Source organism: Pedobacter sp. GW460-11-11-14-TSB4 (genome assembly GCF_059423705.1).
In genome coordinates, this window is the sequence record NZ_JBWKYI010000002.1 from 1 (window position 1) to 22,631 (window position 22,631).

Here is a 22,631-nt window from a genome sequence, read left to right on the forward strand (position 1 = left end):
TTTTATAATTGGATTTCAGAGTTGTCAACTTTAATAACCAATTTGCTAGAAAGTTGACAACTCTAAAGGCAATTTTCTCGTGGTGTCGGATATTTCTATCCGACACTGAATGACATTTATCTTTTTATTTATATTAACTGTCAGATGGTAACATCTGACAGCACTAAAGAATTACCCCTTCTTCGCCGTTGGCTCAGTCTGTTTGTTTAACTGCATGGCCATCATTTCTTTCATGGTCCTGTTCATGCCTTCACTGCTTCCATCAAGGAAAATCACGTTTCCATCACCATTCTCTGCAAAGTGTTTAATCGATTCCGTCCACATGGTAAATAAGATTACCGAAATATCCAGATTGGCTTGTTCCATTTCCTGAGCGGCTTTACTCATCCCATGCGCAACCTCGGCACGGAATAAAGCAATACCCTGCCCGCGCAACTGTGCAGCCTCACGCTCGGCAGTAGCCGCAATTTTGATAGCATTACCATCCGCTTCGGCAGCTTTGGTTTTGGTAATCAATAAGGCCTGACCTTCATTCTCAGCCGCTGCTTTTAAGTTGTTTGAAGCTACCACGCGACTCATCGAACGCATAATTTCTTCATCAAAAGTAATATCATTCAATTGAAGATCCTGAAGATGGTAACCCCATCCGTCTAAAACCTGATCAATCTGTTCCTTCACATGAAGCACAATTTCATTACGTTGTGCCAAAACATTTGCCTGCTTTTGTGTGGCCACATATGCCCTAATCGAACCTTCGATGGTTCTGATTAATGCCTGCATTAAGTTGGTTGCATCTACAAACTTAAAAGCTACATTTTTAATTGTTTCCTCATCCTGGTTCACCACAGAATACAATAGCATGGCCTTAAAATATACATTGGCCTGATCTTGCGTTACCGCTTGAAAGGATAGCTCAACCGAGCGGTTTTGAATGGAAATACGAGAATAAATCTGCTCTATTAATGGAATTTTAAAGTTTAAGCCTGGTCTTAACTGGCGGCGGTATTTACCGAAAACGGTTACCACCGCAATGGTTCCCTGTTTAACAGTAACAAAGGAGCTCAGCAGGATGATAAATCCTACCACAGCTATAATGTAAATGGTGTATTGCATAATTAGATTTTTTTATGAAGTTATAAAAAATAAATGCAATATACCTAGACCTCTAATTCGTGATGGATTTAAAAAGCGCGGTTCCGCCGGGCTAAGGGCTATATATAAAATCGTAAGGAAGTTGTTCAGCGAGCCTCCTGTTTCCCATATCCCCGGTCATCAATAACCAGTTTGGTGTTACGTATCCCATAGGATCTATCACTACACCTTCTTTATCAGTTAAATGTAACAGTGTTTTTAGGTCCACAGTTGATAACTCTTTAATTGCACCCAAACGCAACATGGTCAAACCTCCCAGCATGTTATGATTTCGTTTATATACCACCATAAGTGTATCATTAAACTTGAACGTCATTTTGTGATTTAGGCTATCGAAGCTCAAAAACTGTTTGTAATCCACCCTCGTGGTATCCCACTTTAAAATGCTGCTTTGCATCAATACTTTTTTATAATACGAGGCCGAATCAGGGTTATCTGATAATTTAAGTAACGCATTGCCAGTTCGCCCAGCCGCCATTTTAGCCGCTCTATATTGTTGCACAGCTCTAAAAACATTTTCCCGCTCTATATTCTTTACAGCGGTATAACGGTACACTTGAAAGTTTTCTTTTTCGAGCGTATTTGCATACAAGCTTCTATAAAAATGCATCCTTGATCCTAAATAATTAACCTTGATCGCTAATTGTCTGCTTTTATTTGGTTTATTGCCAAAACCATCATAATAAGCGTAAGAGCTGTAGGTAAGGTTATCATCGGTAAAGTGATAACCAAACTCATAAATATCCAGATGCACGAGGCAGTCCATAGCACTATTTTTGATCAGAATCGGCTTTTCAGCTATTACTTCCAGGTATTGTTTATCCTCATCATAATAAAATTTAATGTCGTTCGGATTCATTATTTTACAATTACGCCGATTAAACGGATTGTTACCCAATAAAAGCATCGAAAAAAGATCTCCCCATTTGTTCCAGTCGTTTTTACCGGTACTTACCGTTACTTCCATAAGGCTATTGATTTTTTCTTTTAGCAAAATGGTGTAATTGGTAAGGTTAGCACTGGTATTAACGGTTTTACTTTCGTAGCCAATAGCAGAAATCACCAGGTCGCTATAAAGCCTTTTGGTGTATAATTTAAACTGCCCTTTCTCATCGCTTGTTGCACCAATTTGGGTATTATTAAAATATACACTTGCATTTTCAACAGGCTGTTTGGTTTCGGCATTTAAAATCTTTCCCTGTATCGTAATTTGGGCAGAAACTAAAGTTACTATGCAAGAAAAGAATATGCATAAAGAGGTCTTTTTGAGTAGCGTTTTATTCATTGTTAAATATTTGGCTGATAGCGTTTGTTGTATATCTATGTAAGAATTTGATGAAGTTATAAAAAAATTCATACAAACTACATCAGGCATTTTGTAGCTTTAAGCTTTTCTAACTAACTTATATACAATGAAAATTAAATTATTTCTTCCGGCTGCCGGCGTATTGCTTTTTGCTGCCTGCCAGAATAAAAGCCATCAGGATGCCGATGTGGCGAATGCGCGCACCGAATTTTTCGATAAAGCCGGCATGGACACTACTGTAAAACCAGGTGATAACTTTTTCCTGTATGCCAACGGGAAATGGATGAAAAACACCGAAATTCCAAAAACCGAAACAGGTTGGGGTTCTTTTTACACCCTATATAACGATAACCTGAAGAACCTGAACAACATTCTGGAAAACGCTTCAAAAGCCAATGCAGCCAAAGGAAGTACTGAACAGAAAGTTGGCGATTTCTACACCAGTGGAATGGACACGCTTACCATCGAAAAGTTAGGCATCGAACCTATAAAACCGCTCTTAAGTAAAATAGAAGGGATTAAAAATGATCAGGATTTAATCAACTTTGTTGCCGATGGTTATAAAAATGGCGAAGGGGATTTATTGGGCTTTGGTGTAGAACCTGATGACAAATTAAGCACCAAAAATGCTTTATCATTTTCGCAGGCTGGCCTTACCCTGCCAGACCGCAGTTATTATTTAGAACAAGACGAGAAGGCGAAGAAAATCAGGGTAGAGTACATCAAATACATCACCAAAATTTTTAGCCTCGCTGGCGATTCTTTAAATGCAGCAAAATATGCTGATAACATTTTAAAACTCGAAACAGCAATTGCCCAGTCGCATTCAACTCCTGTTCAGCTGCGCGATCCGCAGAAAAACTATAACAAAATGACCGTGGCTGATTTTCAAAAACAGACTCCAAATATTGAATGGAAATCCGTTTTAAGTAAACTGGGCGCAAGTACTGATACTGTTATTGTTAGACAGCCAAAATATTATCAAACCTTATCAGCCCTGGTAAAAAGCCAGCCTATCGAAATCTGGAAGGAAAAATTAAAGTTTGATGCTTTAAACAGATCGGCCAATGCTTTTACCAAAAAATTCAGAGATGCTAAATTCGATTTTTTCTCTAAAACGCTATATGGTCAACAGGCGCCAACAGAAAGATGGAAAGCCATTGTAAATGCTACTGATCGCAATTTAGGTGAGCTTTTAGGTCAATTATATGCCGAAAAGTATTTTAAGCCAGAGGCCAAGGAGCGTATGTTAACTTTGGTAAACAATTTACAGAAAGTATACGCAGAAAGAATCCAGAAGGTAGATTGGATGACCCCGGAAACCAAAAAGAAAGCTTTAGAAAAATTAAACGCATTTATCAAAAAGATCGGCTATCCTGATAAATGGAAAAAGTACGATGATGTTGAGGTTTCGAAAAACACGTATTATGCAAACCTTCAGTCGGCCAGTAAACATGCCTACAAGGAAATGATGGATAAGCTGGGCAAAAATGTAGATAAAACCGAGTGGGGAATGACTCCACCAACAGTTAATGCCTATTACAATCCGTCTTTCAACGAAATTGTTTTTCCGGCAGGAATTTTACAGTTCCCGTTCTTTGAATTTGCCGCTGATGATGCCATTAACTATGGTGCAATAGGTGCTGTAATTGGTCACGAAATGACACATGGTTTTGATGATCAGGGTCGCCAGTATGATGCCGTTGGCAACCTAAAAGAATGGTGGACAAAAGCTGATGCCGATAAATTTAAAGCCAAAGCAGGTAAAGTAGAAACATTTTACAACAACTTCTCGCTGTTGGATAATCAGCATGTAAATGGTTCGTTAACCTTAGGGGAAAACCTTGCCGATATTGGCGGATTAAACATCGCCTACGATGCCTTTAAATTAACAGAACAAGGGAAAGGCGATAAAAAGATTGATGGTTTTACCCCCGATCAACGTTTCTTTTTAAGCTTTGCCCAGGTATGGAGAATTAAAACCCGCGACGAAAGCATGCGCGTGAGATTAAAAACAGATCCACATAGTCCGGAGATGTTCAGGGTAAACGGACCTGTGTATAATATGGAAGCATTTTACAAAGCTTTCAACATTCCTGCAACCGCAAAAATGTACATAACTCCGGCAAACCGTTTAGGTGTTTGGTAAGTTATCCTTCACCCCATAAAAGAAGCCCATTTCAGTTGATGAGATGGGCTTCTTTGTTTGTTTAAAACAAAATCGATCATATTTTGTCTTTACCTTATTAAATAATAAACCATATGAATGTAAAACGCACTTTTGGAACAATATTAACCGTACTGGGCATAATTGGATTAATATACGCTGGCTATGGCTTTGTTAGCCACAGCGAAAACACAAGGGGATTGATGGTTTACGGCATCATCGGACTTATATTCTTTGTATCGGGAATTGGCCTGGTGAAGAACACCAAGGACGAAAGTTAGTCAGGCTTTTCTCCTGAACTTTTTAGATAGCACAAAAAGTAAAACCGCCGCTCCGATGGCTAAAGCAAGGTAGATGCTATCTTTAGCATTTCCAGTCTTTGTGACCTGGAGTATAGTCGCAATCATACTATTGCTTCTTTTTGTGCTTGATAATCTGGTACTGGCTAAAAGCGACCAGGCAACCCGCCAGAATAATAATCCCTGCCGACAGTAAATTATCGGGGTTTTGGTTGATGTAGTAGGCTGCTGCCAGTACTAAAATAGCGGCGGCTATACCTATAATATAATGAAGTATTAATCCTTTTTTCATCCCTATGATGTTGTTTTAATCAATGATGAAGCTATCATGAGTAGTGTGGTAACGGTGTTCAAGAAGGCTTGAGCCGTTTATTCCTGTCACTAGGTGATTTAAAAAATCATGATGCTTTCATCCAACAAATATTCTGAAATAAATTGAGATTGATGTCGGAGAAAATTAATCTTTTAAACTAATCCTGTTATCTGCGAATTTTAACTGATGGCCAACAAAATCAATATCTGTCAGTTCTTTAATTCGTTTGAAGGCACCATGATTTTCATCGAGGGTTAAACGGCTAACCTTATCCTGTTTAACTGATACAATATCGGCATACAAAAAATCACCCTTAGCATTTACTTTTAACTGAAGCAAGGGCGCAATGCCGTTATTGCCTTTTAGGCTAAACATACCATAGGTGCAAAAATTACCTAAGCTGTAAGCGATGAATTTATTTTTATACACTTCAACAGCGCGGGTTACATGCGGACCATGTCCCAATACCACATCAGCACCAGCATCAATAACAGCATGTGCAAAGGCGTAAACATTCCCTCTGTTTTCTTTATAAAAAATCTCATTTTTACGGGGAACATGTTCAAACCTTGCGCCTTCACCACCACCATGAAAAGAGACAATCACAATATCGGCCATCAATTTTAGACGGGCAACCAAAGCTTTGGCGCTGTCGATTTTATTGATCGATACCGTATTCTCGTTCGGCGCAAAAGCACAGAAGGCATACTTTACATTGTCTTTTTCAAAAACTTCAAAAGGTTTATTTACCTGTCCAGCATAATGGATCTGCAGCGAGTCTAAAATCCTGGCTGTATTTTTTCTTCCCCTGGCATCAAAATCACCCACATGGTTGTTGGCGATACTCAAAACATTAAATCCTGCATCCTTGTATATCCCGGCATAACGTTCCGGCATTCTAAAAGCGTAACAGTTATTCGGGTTAATGCCATTGCATTTGTTCGAATTGCCTGAGTTAAGGAAACAACCTTCCAGGTTACCAAAAACAATATCTCCTTTTAATAAACTATCTACTGCCTGAAAACTGTTTACAGCATCATCAGGAGGGAGGTTTGTTTTGGATGGAAAAGCAGAGCCAAGCATAATATCGCCTACTGCCGTAATGGATATGGTATCTTTTATTTTTCTGATCACCGTATCTTGTTTGGCTACAGGTGTAGTAATCTGCGCATTATTGCTCGTGCAGCTAATTAAAATAATTAGCGCAAGAGCGGATATTATAAGGGTATTGATAAACTTCATTCTTGATTTAGATGTATAAAAAAATCCTCCAAAATTTCTTCAGGAGGATTGTATATGTTTTTAACTGTTAACTGAAAAATGTCAACTGATCTATTCTACTGTAAATTCTTTCTTAAACGATTCTAACACACGCCCACCTTTGTAAAAATAACGGCTGTAATAAGGTTCGTTGAGGTTGCTGATTACGACACCACGAGAGCTTGATGCATGTGCAAACCTGTTATCGCCCAGGTAAATACCAACATGTGAAATACTTCTGCTTTTAATCTTGAAGAAAACCAAATCACCTTCTTTTAAATCTTCTTTAGAAAGTGGATCTACCATACTAAAAATATCTCGCGAGTTTCTTCTGATGGTGGTGTTGAAAACTTTATCGTAAATCGCTTTAGTGAAAGCCGAACAGTCTATCCCTCTTTTGGTGTTTCCACCATAACTATAAGGTGTTCCGATCCATTCGTAAATAAATTTGTACAGTTTTAAATTCGAAGTTGCATCTACCGCAACACCCATAACCTGCGAAAAATATTGCGATGCAAGGTTGTCGGGATCATTTAATTCTTTACCAGATTCTTTTGTTTTTGTTTGCGCAAATGCGGCTGAGAGCGTGCAAATAGCAATTAGAGTAGAAAACAAAAATTTTTTAATCATGTTATACAGTTATGTTTGGGTATTCACTTACACATTAACGTACACCACATGGGCTTATTGTTGGTTGCCAAAAGTATTAATTATACAAATGTTATCCAAATGTTAGACGTTAAAAAACGAAAGTTATTAACATTTTTATTTTTTGCTCCTCATTTTTGTTCATAAACTTAGCTTAAAATTATCTTTTTAAAAAAAACGATTTAGTTCAATATTCTAAACAGGAATAAATCGGTGTTATTTTAAATTATGGAAATAAGCACATATGCAGAATTAAATTTCAGAATAAATTGATTCCATATTATGATAAAGGGCGTTGATTTAATTATAAGAAATCGCTATTAAATCGATATCGGTTCCCTGGTTTTATATTTAATTGTAAAACAACTGTTAAATCTGATTACAACCCTAATACTATGATGTTTTTACACTAAAAAGTGCCAAAAATTACAATAAAAAAATTAGATTTGCTGTCGCAAAAAACAAATACCCTAAAATGAGTGCAGTAGAAATAAATAAAGATACCTGGTTAAAGTGGTTTGAGTCGATGTTGCTGATGCGCAAATTCGAAGAAAAAACTGGCCAGTTATACGGACAACAAAAAATACGTGGCTTTTGTCATTTATACATTGGACAAGAAGCTGTAGTTGCAGGTGCAATATCTGCAATGCAAAAAGGTGATTCAATGATTACAACATACCGTGATCATGCTCATGCCTTAGCTTTAGGAGTTAGTGCTGATAGTATTATGGCAGAAATGTACGGTAAAGCTACAGGTTGCTCTAAAGGTAAAGGTGGTTCAATGCACATGTTCAGCAAAGAGCATAACTTCTACGGTGGTCATGCCATTGTTGGTGGTCAGATTCCATTAGGTGCTGGCGTTGCTTTTGCAGAAAAATACAAAGGAACTGATAATGTTAACATTTGTTATATGGGCGATGGTGCAGTGCGCCAGGGTGCATTAAACGAAACTTTTAACATGGCCATGCTTTGGAAATTGCCAGTTATTTTTGTTTGCGAAAACAATGGTTATGCAATGGGTACCTCAGTACAACGTACAACCAACATGACCGATATTTATAAAATAGGTTTAGGTTTTGATATGCCATGTGCACCAGTTGATGGTATGGATCCGGTTGCGGTACACAATGCAATGGACGAAGCGATCCAACGTGCACGTAAAGGTGAAGGACCTACTTTCTTAGAAATGAGAACTTACCGTTACCGTGGTCACTCGATGTCAGATCCGGCAAAATACCGTACCAAAGAAGAATTAGAAGATTATAAAGCAAAAGATCCGGTTGAGCACGCAAGAGAAACGATTCTTAAAGAAAAGTATGCAGATCAAGCCTGGATTGAAGAAGTAGAAGCTAAAGTAAAAGCAATTGTAGATCAGGCAGTAAAATTTGCTGAAGAATCTCCTTGGCCTGATGCATCTGAATTATACAAAGATGTATATATGCAACAGGACTACCCTTACGTAATGGACTAATATTAATAAGATTTCAATTAATTAGATATAATGGCTGATGTAATTAAAATGCCCAAAATGAGCGACACCATGACCGAAGGGGTTTTGGCAAAGTGGCATAAAAAAGTGGGCGATAAAGTGAAAAGCGGCGATGTTTTGGCAGAAGTAGAAACTGACAAGGCAACAATGGATATGGAATCTTATTGGGATGGTACGCTTTTATACGTAGGTGTAGAAGAAGGAACAGCTGTTCCGGTTGATGCCATCATGGCCGTTATTGGTAAAGAAGGCGAAGATTATAAAGCAGCATTGGAAGCAGAACAGTCGGGAAGTCAGGAGTCGGGAAGTCCGAAGTCTGAGCGCAAAGACGAAGCGCCTAAAGCTGAAGAGAAAAAAGAAGAAGCTCCTGCTCAGGGCGGTGGCTTAAGCGAAGAAGAATTAGCAGCAAAAGGTGTTACGGTTATCCGCATGCCTTTGTTAAGCGATACCATGACTGAAGGCGTAATTGCTGAATGGCATAAAAAAGTTGGCGATAAAGTAAAAGATGATGATGTGCTTGCTGATGTAGAAACCGATAAGGCAACTATGGAAGTAATGGGCTACGCAACCGGAACTTTATTACACATCGGTGTAGAGAAAGGTGCTGCTGCAAAAGTAAACGGAATTATCGCTATCGTTGGTCCTGAAGGAACTGATGTGAGCGGAATTTTAGCAGGTGGCTCAGCCCCGGCTCCAAAAGCAGAAAGTGCTGAAGCACCTAAAGCAGAAAAGTCTGCAACTGTTGCTGAAATTGAAACACCTAGAACTTCATCGTGTGGTACAACTACAGACAACGGTGATAGCCGCGTTAAAGCATCTCCTTTAGCTAAGAAAATTGCTAAAGACAAAGGGATCGACCTGGCACAGGTTGCAGGTAGTGCAGAAGGTGGCCGTATCATTAAAAAAGATATCGAAAACTTTAAACCAAGTGCAGCGCCAGCAAAAGCAGAATCTGCATCAGCTCCGGCTGCCGAGAAAGCTGCTGCTCCGGCACCAGTTATTCCTCAATATGTTGGTGAAGTTAAATTTACTGAAGCGCCCGTTTCGCAGATGCGTAAAGTCATTGCAAAACGTTTAGCAGAAAGTTTGTTCACCGCGCCACATTTCTATTTAACCATCAGTATTGATATGGACAACGCAATGGCTGCACGTACGGCTATTAATGCAGTTGCTCCTGTTAAGGTTTCTTTCAACGATATCGTAATTAAAGCGGTTGCCGTTGCATTGAAAAAACACCCTGCTGTTAACTCATCATGGGGTGGCGATAAAATCAGATTTAACGAACATACCAACATTGGTGTAGCTATGGCTGTTGAAGATGGTTTATTGGTACCGGTTGTGCGTTTCGCTGATGGCAAATCTTTATCACACATCTCTGCAGAAGTAAAAGATTTTGGTGGTAAAGCAAAAGCTAAAAAATTACAGCCAGCAGATTGGGAAGGTTCTACTTTCACTGTATCTAACTTAGGTATGTTTGGTATTGATGAGTTTACTTCAATTATCAACTCTCCTGATGGTGCAATTTTATCAGTAGGTGCGATACAACAAGTTCCTGTGGTTAAAAACGGTGCTGTTGTTCCTGGTAACGTAATGAAATTGACTTTGGGCTGCGATCACCGTGTGGTTGATGGTGCAACAGGAGCACAGTTCTTACAGACATTAAAAGGCTTATTAGAAGAGCCAATCAGGTTATTAGCTTAATCAGTTAGCAATTCACAGTTTTCAGTTTCATACTGATTACATATTAAGCCATCCCTTAGGGGTGGCTTTTTTGCGTTAAGGCGACCTACCGGTAAATGGCTAATAATTTGTTATTTTTGATTAGAACCTTAACTCAAAATAAATGAAAAAGATATTTCTTTTTGCAGCTCATCCACACCAAAAACATGAGCAGAGAAGCAGCTATTAAATATATGACAGACAATGAAGCCATTAGCACGGAAGGTGCTACTGCAGAAATTGAACGTTACATGGGCATACCTGCACAAGCTTTAGGTTATAAAACAGGTGCAATGAAAATAAGGGAGTTGAGAACCAAATATGAGAAAGAATTAGGTCCGAAGTTTAAACTGGCCGCTTTTCATACTGCAGTTTTAAAAGATGGATCATTCCCATTATCTGTTTTTGAAGCGAAAATGTATACCTGGGCGGAAAGCGAGAAGTAGTTTATATCTTTTGAATGATAAAAGAAAGATGTTTCCCGCAGATTTCGCAAAGAACGCAGATAGAATGATTCAACTCGGCGTTTTTCGTAGCGATCAGCGGGAAACATTTATCAAAGCCCATTCACTTTTCTCGATATCGACTGAGAAATGTCTGATGAATTAAAATTAACCAGTAACGCAAGTTTGAGACCGGAAAGCTTGAGGTATGTAAGCACTTGTTTATGATGTACAGGAGCAACTGTTTCTACAGATTTGATTTCAATAATTACCAAGTCATTTATTAACAAGTCTATCCTGTAGCCAGTATCTAGGGTTATACCTTCAAAAACAATCGGTAATTGCACTTGCCGCTTAACATTTAACCCATTTTCTGTTAAAACATAAGCCAGTACAGTTTCATAAGCAGACTCTAGTAGCCCTGGTCCTAATGTATTGTAAACTGTAAATATTGCTCCCCTTATTTGATAAGAGATATTGTTCTCATCCATGTTGAAAATTAGTTAGGTATTCTTAATCAGGATGATGAAATAAAAATATGATAATCTTGGTAATTATAAAAGTTGGTTCTTTGTTTTCTGTAGAATTAAAGTATATGACTCTGCGTTAATCATCTTAAATCTGCGGGAGAAAAACCCGCGAATTGTAAACCCTTTGCCAATTACTTTGTTAAATAATAAAACACCCAAATCATGGACAAAGAAAAATTGATTCAGGAAGCTTACCTGGTTGCGCATAAAATAGAGGAGAACGGCGATTTTCCGAATAATCCGAATTTGCCGCTAATGATTTACAAAGGTACCTTTAGGTTGCACCCTGATGATACTGAAGAAGTAATCAAAAGGGTTTTCGCGCAGAACGGATATACCAACGCCTGGGTAGATGGTATTTTTGATTACCACCATTACCATAGCAACACGCACGAAGTAATGGGCGTATTCTGTGGCAAAGCCGACGTACAGTTTGGGGGCGATCATGGTGTTTGTATAGAGCTGGACAAAGGTGATGTGGTTATTATCCCTGCAGGTGTAGCACATAAAAAACTGAACTCAACCGACGACTTCACTGTTGTTGGCGCCTATCCAAATGGTTTAGATTATGATATAAAATATGGCAAAGCTGAGGAGCGTCCTGAAGCAGATGAAACCATTGCCAAAGTGAAAAATCCAGACAGCGACCCTGTTTATGGAAGTAAAGGTCATTTATTTGAGTGCTGGTACAATCAAAATTGCGAAAATGTGTAAAACTCTTTCGTTTTAACCGTCTAAAATTCTTTAATTTTCGGGTTTTAAATACACTATCCTTAATATAAATGAATTTTCGATATATATGTTCAGCATTAGCCCTCTCTGTAACTTTACTAACCGCATGTTCAAGCAAGAAATCTGAAGAGAAAAAGGCCGCTGAAAAAAAAATCCGCACTAAAGACGACGACAAAGCAGATAGCCTCTTATTGGTTTATAACCCACAAAAAGGCGATAAATGGATTGCTGATTTTGTAGATAACCTGCACCGGAAATTCAATTTTAACGGCAATATGCTGGTCGCCAAAGACGGAAAAATTCTTTACGAAAAAGCCGTTGGATGGGCCGATTACCTGCACCGCGATAGTTTAACCATTAACTCAGAATTTGAGCTGGCTTCGATTACCAAAACATTTACCGGCACAGCGATTATGCAATTGGTAGAAGCAGGGAAACTTTCGTTGAACGATAATGTAAAAAAATTCTACCCCAACTTCCCATATGAAGGCATAACGGTGAAATTACTGCTTTCTCACCGCAGCGGTATGATGAATTATGTGTACTTCATAGATGATATCTGGCGTAAGGAAAAACGCAATATGAAAAAAGGCGTCACCAATCAGGAAGTAATGAATGTTATTGCTGAGCGGAAACCAAATCCATATACTAAACCCGATAACCGTTTTCACTACAATAACTCAAACTTTATGGTTTTGGGCGCCATTATAGAAAAGGTAACCGGACAACGTTATTCGCAGTATATGATGGAGCATGTGTTTAAACCTGCCGGATTAAAACATACACATGTGTACAGCACCACTGAGTATGAAAAAATTCCGGTTGATGTGGTTGGTCACGACCGCAATAGTTTTAGATACTCTGTAGCACAGAATTTTTTAGACGGTCCGGTTGGAGATAAAGGCATTTATAGTACGGTACACGATTTGGTATTATTTGATAAATACCTGAAAAACGGAAGATTACTGACCAAGAAGAGCCTGGATTCTGCGTATGTTGGTCGTAACAAACCAATAAACGGTCATTTTAACTATGGCTACGGCTGGAGGATGTTCGATGGCGACAAAATGGACAAAGTGGTTTACCACACCGGCTGGTGGCATGGTTTCCGCCATATTTATGTGCGGGATTTAGACAAAAACATTGTCATTATATTTTTAGGCAACCTTACTAACGGAAGTTTGATGCATCTTGACGAACTTTATAAACACTTCAATATGCCGGTTATCCGTAAGGGGGCTTATCATGGCAACGGCAGTTTACCGGGAAGCGACGAGGACTAATTAATATAAGGCCAGGAAAAAATCAGTATTTACGATCGGGGTTAATTGGCAAAGGCTTGTTAACGGAAGCTACGCGAACAGGACTTAATTGCTTAGCCCCGGGCGAAGCGGCATCCCTGAAGCGCAGCGAAAGGATATAGCGAAGAACGGGAACAAAGCTTAATCTGGTTGCTGTACCTGCGCTTCAAAAAACAAATATTTAGCTCACTAAAAAACAATTTACCCTAATTTCGTTTTATAATAAAAACACAAGTTATGTTCGATAAATTATTTGCGGCTCAACAAAAAGCCGAAGAAATTAAAAAACGCCTGGATACGATCTCGGTATTTGGCGAAGTAGAAAATGGTGCCATAAAAATCACCGCTACAGCAAACAAAGCCATCACCGGAGTTTCAATTGATGAGACGTTTTTGAAAAATGCCGATAAGGAAGAACTGGAAGAACTTTTGTTAACGGCTATTAATAAAGCTATGGCAAGTGCCGAACAGGTAAGCGCCGCCGAAATGCAGGCATCGGCACAAGATATGCTTGGCGGTTTAGGCGGTATGTTTGGGCAATAAGTGATACAATTGTTTTATTGTTAAATTGTTGTGTGCATTAATCTGAATGCGCAATACTAAATCCTGATACCACAATTATGAAATACACCTATTATGGCCAATCTTGTTTCTTGTTAGAGGCAGCAGGCAAAAAATTACTGTTCGATCCGTTTATATCGCACAATCCATTAGCTAAAAATATAGACATTAAAACCATTGAGGCCGATTATATCCTGGTTAGCCATGGCCATGGCGATCATGTGGCCGATTTGGTAGCGCTAGCTAGGCAAACACAAGCAACAGTTATAGCCATGCCAGAGGTAACAGATTGGGCAAGTAAACAAGGCGTTGAAAAAGTACATGGAATGAATTTTGGTAAATTTACTTTCGACTGGGGAGCGGTGCGCATGGTACCGGCTACACACTCATCGGGTTTACCAGATGGGAGTTATGGCGGAAATCCTGCTGGTTTTGTACTTGAAGTAGAGGGTAAACAGATTTACTTTGCCGGCGATACAGGTTTAACCATCGAGATGAAAGTTTTGGCGGATATTTACAACCTGGATTATGCCATCTTACCGATTGGAGGAAATTACACTATGGATGTGGATGATGCTTTGGTTGCAACGAAATATTTCGATTGCGACAAGGTAATCGGCGTACACTACAATACTTTCCCGGTAATCGAAATTGATACCAAAGCAGCTTTGGATAAATTTAAGCGGGAAAACAAAACCTTATTGCTGCCAGAAATTGGCGAAACGATAAGTTTGTAGCCTAATACGGATTACAAATCCGCCGTTCGAACAGTCGTGATTGCAAATCACGACCAACGAAAGGAGTGCAACGAAGTCGAGAGATCTATCTAGCAGATCTCTTCATTCTACTGCATTCCAGTCGATCACGACCAACGAAAATATTCATTATCTAAAATGATCGTCATGCTGAATTTAGTTCAGCATCTTTCCGGCTATTAAGACCCTTAAATGAATTCAGGGTGACGCCGCTAATATTAAATTGTTCTAAAACAAAAAAGGGCCTCCAAATTTCATTGGAGACCCTTCAAATTATAAACCTGAACCTAATTCTTTTTAGCGGCAGCAGCTTTGTTTGCTTTGTAACGCATATCAGCTGTTCCGTCTTTTTTAGTTGGACCAGCCACTTTAGTTACCGCTTTTGCTTTATTTTCTTTAAAACGCATATCTGGCGTACCATCTGCTTTTACTTTAGCAGCAGTAGTAGTGGTTTTAGTTTCTACTTTTTTAGCCTCTTGTTTTACGCCTGCTTTAACAGGTGCTGCGGTTGTTTTTACTTCTTTTTTTACAACTGTTTTAGCTTTAGCTGCAGGAGCCGTAGCTGGTGTCTGTGCAAATGCTGTTGTTAAACCAAATGCTGCGACTGCGATTAAACTCAATAACTTTTTCATAATACTTGGATTTGTTTTTTAGTAGTGATGAAGCTTCTTTGTTTCACTCGGAGGTTTCATCTTTTTCGATTTTTGTTTACTCGTTATTTGTTGATATAAAATTGATTAATCTGAATGAAGTTTTAATGAAGATAATAATTTTTAATAATTTATTACATGGTTTGGTATTATTACACTCTCGCTTTCTTAAGAATAAAGCTATAGCCTTTTAGTTAGCGATATCCCTAACTTCGGATAGTTGTTAGTTGCTGGGCACTAATTTTACATCTACTTTATCTTTCCAACTAAATTCCTTTTAGGAAGGTTCAGTTATCAAAAAAAATCATCAGTTAATCGTAAAGTTGATTGCAATTTTGATTTGCATAGCCATAGGTTCACCAAACAAAGTACCTGGAAGCCATGGAGGTGATAATTCGAGCACCCTAATGGCTTCCTGACTTAGGCTAACATGCGATGAGGAAAATATTTCAATGTTTGATAAATGGCCATCAGTATTTACCATTGCGGAACAAACTACCCGGCCAGTTAGATCGGGGTCGGGAAAACGAAGGGTTTTAGCTAGGAATTTATAAAACCTCGGATAACCGCCCTTGAAAATCGGCTCGGTTAAAATGTTTTTCTTCACTGTTGGCCGAGCATTTTGATCAAAATATGCACTCTCTGTTAAATCGCCTGTTGTATTATAAAGCTCTTTGCCTGCCAGTTGTTGGTTGAGGTAAAAGATTTTCCATTCCCCAGTTTTTAAACCCTGGCTAAAATTGCCCTGATATTTTACATGGTCCTTATTCCAAAAAGATTTAAATGGACCATCAAATTTATTGTTTAGGAAATGAATCTCTTGCGCTGTGTAGCCCAGAGAATCGTAAATTATCCATTTTCCTGTTTTAGCATTTTTATCATAATGTCCGTGGATAAAAAGCTTGCCATTCAAAAATTCCTGGTAACTCCCATTATGTACGGTCAGTTGTTCATCGGCAAAGGTCTCTTTTTTGAGTAGAACAAAATTTTTATCGGCGGTAGTTTTAACCCACGCCGTTGTATCTCTCCTATTAATTTTATAGACGCTCACATTTTCCCCTTTTGCTGGGCTGCCGCCAAAATTATAGGTAATCAGTGTATCGCTTTTTTGCGCCAAACATCCAATGGATATGAAGCAGCATACAATATACATGGAGAACGCTTTCATGTTAGTGTGCGGCCAACCAATTATCGCCCTCACCAATTTCTACCACTATTGGCACCGTTAATTTAATGGCATTGGCCATTTTATCCTGAATAATTGCTTTCATTGCTTCTTTTTCTGATCTCAGCACATCAAATACCAACTCATCATGCACCTGCATGGTCATGGTTGATTGTAAATTTTGTGCTTTCATCTCTTTATGGATATTGATCATGGCAATCTTGATCATATCAGCCGCAGAGCCTTGAATCGGCGCGTTGATGGCATTTCGTTCTGCAAAACCTCTTACCGTTTGGTTGGCAGAGTTAATGTCTCTTAAATAACGTCTTCTGCCCATTATCGTTTCTACAAATCCGTTCTCGCGGGCGAAGTTCATCGTATCGCTCATGTAACGTTTAATACCCGGATATTGCGCGAAATATTGTTCTATAATTTCGGCAGCCTCTTTACGCGGAATACCTAAGTTTTGCGATAAACCAAAAGCAGACTGACCATAAATGATTCCGAAGTTAACGGCTTTGGCATTTCTACGCTGCGTTCCATCTACCTCTTCTATACTTACGCCATATACTTTTGCTGCTGTTGCCGTGTGGATATCGATTCCTTTATTAAAAGCATCCAGCATATTCTCTTCCTTACTGATTTCGGCAATAATGCGCAATTCTATCTGTGAATAATCGGCCGATAACAAGATGTGATTTTCGTCTCTTGCAATAAAGGCTTTACGCACCTCTCGGCCACGCTCGGTACGGATCGGGATATTCTGCAAATTTGGATTGTTTGAGCTTAACCTTCCCGTTGCCGCAACAGCCTGATTGTAGGAAGTGTGCACCCTGCCGGTTTTGGGATTAACCATTAATGGCAATGCATCCACGTAGGTCGATTTAAGCTTCTGTAACTGGCGGAAATCTAAAATATCCTGTACAATATCACTTTTACTGGCCAGAGCTAATAAAACATCTTCACCGGTTTGATACTGGCCTGTCTTCGTCTTTTTAGCTTTCGGATCGAGCTGAAGTTTATCAAATAAAACCTCTCCCAATTGTTTTGGCGAAGCCAGGTTAAATTTAATTCCAGCTTTGTCGTAAACATTCTGCTCAAACTTGATAATTTCGGTTTCGAGCTCTTTAGAATAGGCTTTTAAGGTTTCGATATCAATGCGAACACCTTCTTTTTCTATATCTGCCAAAACGTAAACCAAAGGGTTTTCAATTTCTTCGGCTAATTTAGCTGCATTTAGTTCTTTTAATTTTGGCTCGAAGATATGTGCCAGCTGTAAAGTCACATCGGCATCTTCAGCTGCATAATCTACCACATCAATTACCGGCACATCGCGCATGGTGCCCTGGTTTTTGCCTTTTGCACCAATCAGCTTGGTAATGGAAATAGGCGAGTAACCAAGATAGTTTTCAGACAATACATCCATACCATGGCGGGTATCAGGATCAATCAGGTAGTGGGCAAGCATGGTATCAAAGAGTTTACCTTTTACCTCTACGCCGTACCATTTCAGCACTAAAATATCGTATTTGGTATTCTGACCAATTTTTTCAATTTCTTCATTTTCCAATACCACCTTAAACTCATCAACAATAACCTGAGCTTCTTCTCTGGCCGCCGGAACGGGTATATAATAGCCTTTACCTGGTTTTATGGAGAAAGATAAACCAACCAAATCGGCCATGTTTGCATCGGTACCTGTGGTTTCCGTATCAAATGAGATCCGTTTTTCAGCCAGTAATAATTTAATCAGATCTGCACGTTGCTCAGCAGTGTCAACCAACTGATAATCGTGTTCGGTGTTTTCAATGGTTTTAGCCGGAAGCTTTTCTGCTGGTTCTTCTTCGAGCGTATTGGTATATTGAATGGCTTCCCCTGTCTGGTTACCGAATAAATCGGTCTGCGTACCTTCCTGAAAGCGTGCTGTAGTAACCGAAAATTCATCGCCAAATACCCTGCGGCCCAAAGTCCTGAATTCTAATTCGGTAAACAACGGTTCCAATAGATCGCGGCTAGGATCGCAGAGTTCTAAGCTGGCCTCGTCCAATTCAACGGGAACATCTAATAAAATCGTAGCCAGTTTTTTCGATATTAAACCTTGTTCAGCAAAATTTTCTACGTTTTCGCGTTGTTTTCCTTTTAACTCATGCGAGTTTGCAATAATGTTCTCCATAGAACCATATTGTTTGATCAAAGCTTTCGCTGTTTTCTCGCCAATGCCTGGAATACCTGGAATATTATCCACTGCATCGCCCCATAAACCTAAAATATCGATAACCTGCAGCACATTTTCAATCTCCCATTTCGCTAATATTTCCTTTACCCCCAATATTTCCATATCGTTACCCATACGGGCAGGTTTGTAAATGAAAATATTTTCGGAAACCAATTGAGCAAAATCCTTATCAGGCGTCATACAGTAAACCTGGTAACCTTTTAGTTCAGCTTTTTTGGCCAGTGTACCAATAATATCATCGGCCTCGTAACCATCAGAGGTGATTACCGGAATATTAAAACCAGTGATTAATTTGATCACATAAGGCATGGCAGCTGCTAGGTCTTCGGGCATGGCCTGACGTTGTGCTTTATAAGCCTCAAAAGTTGTATGCCTTTCAGTTGGTGCCTCGGTATCGAAAACGACCGCAATGTGCGTTGGTTTTTCTTTCTTCAAAACATCTAACAAAGTATTGGTAAAGCCCATTACTGCTGATGTATTGATGCCTGTTGAGGTAAAACGAGGGTTTTTACTTAATGCAAAATGCGCCCTGTACATCAGCGCCATACCATCTAGGAGAAAGAGTTTTTTATTCATGTGATTACACCGGTTTAATGATTAGACCGACAAATAGATTTATCGAGTGATAAAAGTAACCAAAGTTAGTCATATCACTAAAATGCTTTTTCAACAAAAAAAATAAATTATTTATTGAAATCTCTTATTTTAAGCATCATCAAAATAAAAACGCTTTTATGAAAACTTGCTACACCTTAATTTTTTGCTTAATTGCCTGCTTAACCAAGGCTCAACTCCCATCCGATACCTTGATGACCTACATCACTTTCGAAAACCTAAAAGGACCTGATGATGCTTATGGCGCATCAATAGACCGGCCCATAGGCAGTGGGGCTTTTAAAAACATCAGCGACCGAGATAATTTAAAAGTAAGAATGGCCAAACTGGAAAATTCTTACCGCTGGCCAAATGGATCAAAAATCGATTTTACTAAAAGAAGTAGTCAGCATTCAAGTACTGGTATTGTAGATCGCTATACTTTGATAAATCCCGATTCAAAAGATACGGTATTCCTTTTTGTTGACCCTTACAAAACCGATTCTACATTTTATATCCCCAAAGGATTGGTTGTGGTTAGCAAAGCGGCTCTGGCAAAAGAAATTGCAGTACAGCTAAAAGCAATTGATGATATTAATGCGGCTAAAGATGCTTTTAGCAAAGAGCAGGAAAATATTAACAAGATTGCCAACTACATAGCCAGTAATGTAGGGCTGGTTAATTTTATTGACCGGGAAAACTTACGTAAAGTGATGACTGATACGCAGGCTGATCCGGAGCTAAAGAATTACCTGTTTAAGCTTTATGTTTTGAATAAATTTTATGCATTGGGCAAAAACATCCCCAACACAAAAGCTTATGCCTTAAATAAAATGAAAGAATCATTTATTAATTTCCAAAAAGAACATCCTGATGTAGCAGCGGGCAATATCAAAATTAACCTGAATTAGTATGTTTTGGAATTAAGTTCCGTTATTTGTGAAAAGCAATTGATCAAATGAAATTTTTATTATCTGTTTTTCTTTTCTTATTTACGCTAAATCAACTTTCAGCTCAGGATTTTATCGTTAAAAACAATGATGATGTCATCCGCGGGACGATAAAGGGAACCGATTATTTTTCTGTGTTTATCAGTGCCAATGATGAAGCGGATGTAATTTTGCCGGCAAAGGATGTTAAAAACTTCTTCTGGAACGGTGATAGTTTTGTAAGCAAGGGTTTTGCAAATGGACGCAATTTCGAATATCGTTTTGTTAAGATAATCGAAATGGGAACGGTTAATCTTTATTCTTTTGGCGGAGGCACCCTGGTTCCAGAGGTGAAAGAGAAAAAAGTAAAATTCAGGCCATCAATTGGCATTGGTACCGGAACCGGCGGTTATGGTGGCATGGGCATGGGTGGAGGTATCAGCATCGGTGGCGGACGCAGCGCTTCACCAGAAAGACCAGCAGGAGCACCCGTTATCCGTTACTTTATTGAAAAGCCTGGTGCCGGACCTTTACAGGAAGTACCCATGAAAGCGATTACGGAGGATACCAAAAAAACAGAGGTTAAAAATATTCTATTACAAAAAATCGGTGATCAGCCCGCCTTAAAAGCCAAAGTAGAAGCCGGGACAGATTTTAACAGCCGGGATGTAATTGAATGGGTGAAGGAGTATAACGCGACAAAGAAATAGCGCTAGGATTAACTGATTTCAGGATTGCAAGATCCCTTTAAATATCTTCGGGCTTTAGTTTTACATAAATTGCTAAACTGATAAGCTTATCGTTTTTAATTTCACAGCTCTCCATTGTTTTTTGATAATCAAAATCAAGTTTTTGCAAGACCCTTTTACTGTTTTCGTTTTGAGTTTCAACCATAGCCTCGATTTTTCTTAAGCCTAATTTCTCGAAGACATAGTTGCAAATTGGATTAGCTACCTCTTTAATAATACCTTTTCCCCAATGTGTGGGCAAGAGCCAGAAACCTATTTCAGCCTTTTGATCCGTTTTACTTAAATCATTAAATCCTATGGCACCTAAAGGATCAAGGCTTTCTTTATCACAGATTGCCCACCAGATACCTGTTTCATTTTTTTGAAGGTCATTGAACCAGATCAATTGCTCATTGGTTTCCTCTAGGCTTGCATAACGCACACCATAATAGCGAATCACATCAGGATGTGATAATCCTTCAAAAATAAATTTTAGATCGTCAGAACAAAATTGCCTCAATAAAAATCTATCAGTGCGTAATGTAACTGAAGCAAACATTACCTTGCGCAACAGTTTAGTAAATGATCGTTAACCATGCCGGTCGCCTGCATGTGGGCGTAACAGATCGTGGTGCCGAAAAATTTAAAGCCCCGTTTTTTCATGTCTTTACTGATTTGGTCGGATAGTTCAGTCCTTGGCGGAACATCGCTCATTTTTTCGATGTGATTTTGGATCGGTTTACCTCCAGGAACAAAACCCCACATGTATTTAGAGAAACTGCCAAATTCTTTCTGGATTTCGATAAACAGTTTAGCGTTGGTAATGGCACCGTTAATTTTTAAACGGTTGCGGATAATGCCCTCATCGTTCATTAAGCGTTCTACATCTTTTTCAGTAAAAACAGCTACCTTGTTCACATCAAAACCAGCAAAAGCTTTACGGTAGTTTTCCCTTCTTCGAAGTATGGTAATCCAGCTTAAACCAGCCTGAGCACCTTCCAGTATTAAAAACTCAAATAAGATTTTATCATCGTAAACAGGCTTTCCCCATTCTTCATCATGGTATTTGATATAAAGCGGATCGGAGCCAGCCCAGGTGCAACGGGTTATTGAGTTTTGCATAATATCACCTTTCGAAAAATTTAAATTAAAATATTCTTTACAAACTGTTAAAACAGTGATCAATAAAATGTGCTCGTCACCCTGAATTTAGTTCAGGGTCTTTCCTCAAGATATTTTTATTGCAAAAAGATGCTGAAACAAGTTCAGCATGACGCGTGCGTAAAATAAACAGCTCTAAACGCCCAACTCCGAACTCAACTCATCCCAATACTCCACAGCTCTCCTGTAATGAGGAATTACAATACTACCACCCACCAGATTGGCAATCATGAAAATTTCGTTCATCTCCTCATGGTTTACGCCGGCATCAAAACATTTACCTAAATGGTATTTAATGCAATCATCACAACGCAAAACCATTGAGGCTACCAGACCTAACATCTCTTTCGTTTTAACATCTAAAGCTCCATCAGCATAGGAGGTGGTATCCAGGGCAAAAAAACGTTTAATATTTGTGTTCGCCGTTTCCATTATCCTATCGTTCATTTTCTCACGATAGCCGTTAAATTCTTCTACAAGCTTTCCCATATTC

23 protein-coding genes are annotated in these 22,631 nt (G+C 38.9%); 11 read left to right on the top strand and 12 right to left on the bottom strand.

The genetic code is table 11. The features are described from left to right. Positions 1 to 171 precede the first annotated feature (171 nt). Both AC07YT_RS02965 and AC07YT_RS02970 read right to left on the bottom strand, forming a co-directional pair. Positions 172 to 1,113, bottom strand: a complete 942-nt coding sequence (locus tag AC07YT_RS02965) for an SPFH domain-containing protein (protein WP_057930724.1) — start codon at positions 1,111 to 1,113, stop codon at positions 172 to 174. A 91-nt stretch (positions 1,114 to 1,204) separates the two neighbouring features. Continuing rightward, on the bottom strand, positions 1,205 to 2,437 hold the full coding sequence (locus AC07YT_RS02970; protein ID WP_494945160.1) for a carboxypeptidase-like regulatory domain-containing protein: 1,233 nt from the start codon (positions 2,435 to 2,437) through the stop codon (positions 1,205 to 1,207). A 127-nt stretch (positions 2,438 to 2,564) separates the two neighbouring features. Here AC07YT_RS02970 and AC07YT_RS02975 point away from each other — a divergent pair, with 127 nt between their 5' ends. Both AC07YT_RS02975 and AC07YT_RS02980 read left to right on the top strand, forming a co-directional pair. Beyond that, on the top strand, positions 2,565 to 4,607 hold the full coding sequence (locus AC07YT_RS02975) for a M13 family metallopeptidase (RefSeq protein ID WP_086548181.1): 2,043 nt from the start codon (positions 2,565 to 2,567) through the stop codon (positions 4,605 to 4,607). Positions 4,608 to 4,720: 113 nt separating this feature from the next. Next, positions 4,721 to 4,906, top strand: coding sequence for a hypothetical protein (locus AC07YT_RS02980; RefSeq protein WP_029274977.1), 186 nt, complete (start codon positions 4,721 to 4,723; stop codon positions 4,904 to 4,906). 127 nt (positions 4,907 to 5,033) lie between these two features. On the opposite strand, the gene AC07YT_RS02985 is transcribed toward AC07YT_RS02980, so the two are convergent. The 3 genes from AC07YT_RS02985 to AC07YT_RS02995 form a co-directional block, all read right to left on the bottom strand. Next, positions 5,034 to 5,216: a hypothetical protein gene (locus tag AC07YT_RS02985; protein ID WP_086548182.1), complete on the bottom strand. Its 183-nt coding sequence runs from the start codon at positions 5,214 to 5,216 to the stop codon at positions 5,034 to 5,036. Positions 5,217 to 5,381: 165 nt separating this feature from the next. Then, on the bottom strand, positions 5,382 to 6,479 hold the full coding sequence (locus tag AC07YT_RS02990) for a CapA family protein (RefSeq protein ID WP_086548183.1): 1,098 nt from the start codon (positions 6,477 to 6,479) through the stop codon (positions 5,382 to 5,384). Positions 6,480 to 6,569: 90 nt separating this feature from the next. Beyond that, positions 6,570 to 7,127 (bottom strand): C40 family peptidase, encoded by a 558-nt coding sequence (locus AC07YT_RS02995; protein WP_029274974.1) that lies wholly within the window; start codon positions 7,125 to 7,127, stop codon positions 6,570 to 6,572. A gap of 493 nt (positions 7,128 to 7,620) precedes the next feature. Between AC07YT_RS02995 and pdhA the strand changes: the two genes are divergently transcribed. The 3 genes from pdhA (at position 7,621) to AC07YT_RS03010 (ending at position 10,799) form a co-directional block, all read left to right on the top strand. Beyond that, the gene (gene pdhA, locus AC07YT_RS03000; protein WP_029274973.1) at positions 7,621 to 8,616 is read left to right on the top strand and encodes a pyruvate dehydrogenase (acetyl-transferring) E1 component subunit alpha; all 996 of its coding nucleotides are present in this window, start codon (positions 7,621 to 7,623) and stop codon (positions 8,614 to 8,616) included. A 30-nt stretch (positions 8,617 to 8,646) separates the two neighbouring features. Next, entirely contained in the window at positions 8,647 to 10,335 is a 1,689-nt protein-coding gene (locus tag AC07YT_RS03005) for a dihydrolipoamide acetyltransferase family protein (RefSeq protein ID WP_086548184.1), read from the top strand. Between the two features lie 161 nt (positions 10,336 to 10,496). After that, positions 10,497 to 10,799 (top strand): DUF885 family protein, encoded by a 303-nt coding sequence (locus tag AC07YT_RS03010; protein ID WP_494945161.1) that lies wholly within the window; start codon positions 10,497 to 10,499, stop codon positions 10,797 to 10,799. 110 nt (positions 10,800 to 10,909) lie between these two features. Here the strand turns inward: AC07YT_RS03010 and AC07YT_RS03015 are convergent, their stop codons facing one another. Beyond that, positions 10,910 to 11,287, bottom strand: coding sequence for a GxxExxY protein (locus AC07YT_RS03015; protein ID WP_086548186.1), 378 nt, complete (start codon positions 11,285 to 11,287; stop codon positions 10,910 to 10,912). 201 nt (positions 11,288 to 11,488) lie between these two features. On the opposite strand from AC07YT_RS03015, the gene AC07YT_RS03020 reads away from it, so the two are divergent. The 4 genes from AC07YT_RS03020 (at position 11,489) to AC07YT_RS03035 (ending at position 14,657) form a co-directional block, all read left to right on the top strand. Continuing rightward, positions 11,489 to 12,040, top strand: coding sequence for a cupin domain-containing protein (locus AC07YT_RS03020; RefSeq protein ID WP_086548187.1), 552 nt, complete (start codon positions 11,489 to 11,491; stop codon positions 12,038 to 12,040). A gap of 68 nt (positions 12,041 to 12,108) precedes the next feature. Next, the gene (locus tag AC07YT_RS03025) at positions 12,109 to 13,341 is read left to right on the top strand and encodes a serine hydrolase domain-containing protein (protein ID WP_086548188.1); all 1,233 of its coding nucleotides are present in this window, start codon (positions 12,109 to 12,111) and stop codon (positions 13,339 to 13,341) included. A gap of 255 nt (positions 13,342 to 13,596) precedes the next feature. Beyond that, positions 13,597 to 13,902, top strand: a complete 306-nt coding sequence (locus tag AC07YT_RS03030; RefSeq protein ID WP_086548189.1) for a YbaB/EbfC family nucleoid-associated protein — start codon at positions 13,597 to 13,599, stop codon at positions 13,900 to 13,902. 77 nt (positions 13,903 to 13,979) lie between these two features. Further along, positions 13,980 to 14,657: a metal-dependent hydrolase gene (locus tag AC07YT_RS03035; protein WP_086548190.1), complete on the top strand. Its 678-nt coding sequence runs from the start codon at positions 13,980 to 13,982 to the stop codon at positions 14,655 to 14,657. A 305-nt stretch (positions 14,658 to 14,962) separates the two neighbouring features. Here the strand turns inward: AC07YT_RS03035 and AC07YT_RS03040 are convergent, their stop codons facing one another. From AC07YT_RS03040 to polA, 3 genes are all read right to left on the bottom strand, one after another. Then, on the bottom strand, positions 14,963 to 15,307 hold the full coding sequence (locus tag AC07YT_RS03040) for a hypothetical protein (protein WP_086548191.1): 345 nt from the start codon (positions 15,305 to 15,307) through the stop codon (positions 14,963 to 14,965). Between the two features lie 325 nt (positions 15,308 to 15,632). Continuing rightward, positions 15,633 to 16,493 (bottom strand): energy transducer TonB, encoded by an 861-nt coding sequence (locus AC07YT_RS03045; protein ID WP_086548192.1) that lies wholly within the window; start codon positions 16,491 to 16,493, stop codon positions 15,633 to 15,635. A gap of 1 nt (position 16,494) precedes the next feature. Beyond that, positions 16,495 to 19,302 (bottom strand): DNA polymerase I, encoded by a 2,808-nt coding sequence (gene polA / locus AC07YT_RS03050; RefSeq protein WP_086548193.1) that lies wholly within the window; start codon positions 19,300 to 19,302, stop codon positions 16,495 to 16,497. A gap of 158 nt (positions 19,303 to 19,460) precedes the next feature. Between polA and AC07YT_RS03055 the strand changes: the two genes are divergently transcribed. After that, complete coding sequence (locus AC07YT_RS03055) at positions 19,461 to 20,231, top strand: hypothetical protein (protein ID WP_086548194.1); 771 nt, start codon at positions 19,461 to 19,463, stop codon at positions 20,229 to 20,231. Positions 20,232 to 20,278: 47 nt separating this feature from the next. Next, positions 20,279 to 20,959: a hypothetical protein gene (locus AC07YT_RS03060; RefSeq protein WP_086548195.1), complete on the top strand. Its 681-nt coding sequence runs from the start codon at positions 20,279 to 20,281 to the stop codon at positions 20,957 to 20,959. 37 nt (positions 20,960 to 20,996) lie between these two features. On the opposite strand, the gene AC07YT_RS03065 is transcribed toward AC07YT_RS03060, so the two are convergent. The 3 genes from AC07YT_RS03065 to AC07YT_RS03075 all read right to left on the bottom strand — a co-directional run bounded on the left by AC07YT_RS03065 (position 20,997) and on the right by AC07YT_RS03075 (position 22,627). Next, entirely contained in the window at positions 20,997 to 21,536 is a 540-nt protein-coding gene (locus tag AC07YT_RS03065) for a GNAT family N-acetyltransferase (RefSeq protein WP_086548196.1), read from the bottom strand. Continuing rightward, the gene (locus AC07YT_RS03070) at positions 21,536 to 22,099 is read right to left on the bottom strand and encodes a DNA-3-methyladenine glycosylase I (protein WP_086548197.1); all 564 of its coding nucleotides are present in this window, start codon (positions 22,097 to 22,099) and stop codon (positions 21,536 to 21,538) included. The genes AC07YT_RS03065 and AC07YT_RS03070 overlap by 1 nt, the downstream gene beginning before the upstream one ends. 174 nt (positions 22,100 to 22,273) lie before the next feature. Continuing rightward, complete coding sequence (locus AC07YT_RS03075) at positions 22,274 to 22,627, bottom strand: carboxymuconolactone decarboxylase family protein (RefSeq protein ID WP_086548198.1); 354 nt, start codon at positions 22,625 to 22,627, stop codon at positions 22,274 to 22,276. Positions 22,628 to 22,631: the final 4 nt, after the last annotated feature.

What these genes read in the sequence shown, in the direction of transcription:
- AC07YT_RS02965 (WP_057930724.1), bottom strand. Translation starts at nt 1,113, where the DNA reads ATGCAATACACCATTTACATTATAGCTGTGGTAGGATTTATCATCCTG.
- AC07YT_RS02970 (WP_494945160.1), bottom strand. Translation starts at nt 2,437, where the DNA reads ATGAATAAAACGCTACTCAAAAAGACCTCTTTATGCATATTCTTTTCT.
- AC07YT_RS02975 (WP_086548181.1), top strand. Translation starts at nt 2,565, where the DNA reads ATGAAAATTAAATTATTTCTTCCGGCTGCCGGCGTATTGCTTTTTGCT.
- AC07YT_RS02980 (WP_029274977.1), top strand. Translation starts at nt 4,721, where the DNA reads ATGAATGTAAAACGCACTTTTGGAACAATATTAACCGTACTGGGCATA.
- AC07YT_RS02985 (WP_086548182.1), bottom strand. Translation starts at nt 5,216, where the DNA reads ATGAAAAAAGGATTAATACTTCATTATATTATAGGTATAGCCGCCGCT.
- AC07YT_RS02990 (WP_086548183.1), bottom strand. Translation starts at nt 6,479, where the DNA reads ATGAAGTTTATCAATACCCTTATAATATCCGCTCTTGCGCTAATTATT.
- AC07YT_RS02995 (WP_029274974.1), bottom strand. Translation starts at nt 7,127, where the DNA reads ATGATTAAAAAATTTTTGTTTTCTACTCTAATTGCTATTTGCACGCTC.
- pdhA (WP_029274973.1), top strand. Translation starts at nt 7,621, where the DNA reads ATGAGTGCAGTAGAAATAAATAAAGATACCTGGTTAAAGTGGTTTGAG.
- AC07YT_RS03005 (WP_086548184.1), top strand. Translation starts at nt 8,647, where the DNA reads ATGGCTGATGTAATTAAAATGCCCAAAATGAGCGACACCATGACCGAA.
- AC07YT_RS03015 (WP_086548186.1), bottom strand. Translation starts at nt 11,287, where the DNA reads ATGGATGAGAACAATATCTCTTATCAAATAAGGGGAGCAATATTTACA.
- AC07YT_RS03020 (WP_086548187.1), top strand. Translation starts at nt 11,489, where the DNA reads ATGGACAAAGAAAAATTGATTCAGGAAGCTTACCTGGTTGCGCATAAA.
- AC07YT_RS03025 (WP_086548188.1), top strand. Translation starts at nt 12,109, where the DNA reads ATGAATTTTCGATATATATGTTCAGCATTAGCCCTCTCTGTAACTTTA.
- AC07YT_RS03030 (WP_086548189.1), top strand. Translation starts at nt 13,597, where the DNA reads ATGTTCGATAAATTATTTGCGGCTCAACAAAAAGCCGAAGAAATTAAA.
- AC07YT_RS03035 (WP_086548190.1), top strand. Translation starts at nt 13,980, where the DNA reads ATGAAATACACCTATTATGGCCAATCTTGTTTCTTGTTAGAGGCAGCA.
- AC07YT_RS03040 (WP_086548191.1), bottom strand. Translation starts at nt 15,307, where the DNA reads ATGAAAAAGTTATTGAGTTTAATCGCAGTCGCAGCATTTGGTTTAACA.
- AC07YT_RS03045 (WP_086548192.1), bottom strand. Translation starts at nt 16,493, where the DNA reads ATGAAAGCGTTCTCCATGTATATTGTATGCTGCTTCATATCCATTGGA.
- polA (WP_086548193.1), bottom strand. Translation starts at nt 19,302, where the DNA reads ATGAATAAAAAACTCTTTCTCCTAGATGGTATGGCGCTGATGTACAGG.
- AC07YT_RS03055 (WP_086548194.1), top strand. Translation starts at nt 19,461, where the DNA reads ATGAAAACTTGCTACACCTTAATTTTTTGCTTAATTGCCTGCTTAACC.
- AC07YT_RS03060 (WP_086548195.1), top strand. Translation starts at nt 20,279, where the DNA reads ATGAAATTTTTATTATCTGTTTTTCTTTTCTTATTTACGCTAAATCAA.
- AC07YT_RS03065 (WP_086548196.1), bottom strand. Translation starts at nt 21,536, where the DNA reads ATGTTTGCTTCAGTTACATTACGCACTGATAGATTTTTATTGAGGCAA.
- AC07YT_RS03070 (WP_086548197.1), bottom strand. Translation starts at nt 22,099, where the DNA reads ATGCAAAACTCAATAACCCGTTGCACCTGGGCTGGCTCCGATCCGCTT.
- AC07YT_RS03075 (WP_086548198.1), bottom strand. Translation starts at nt 22,627, where the DNA reads ATGGGAAAGCTTGTAGAAGAATTTAACGGCTATCGTGAGAAAATGAAC.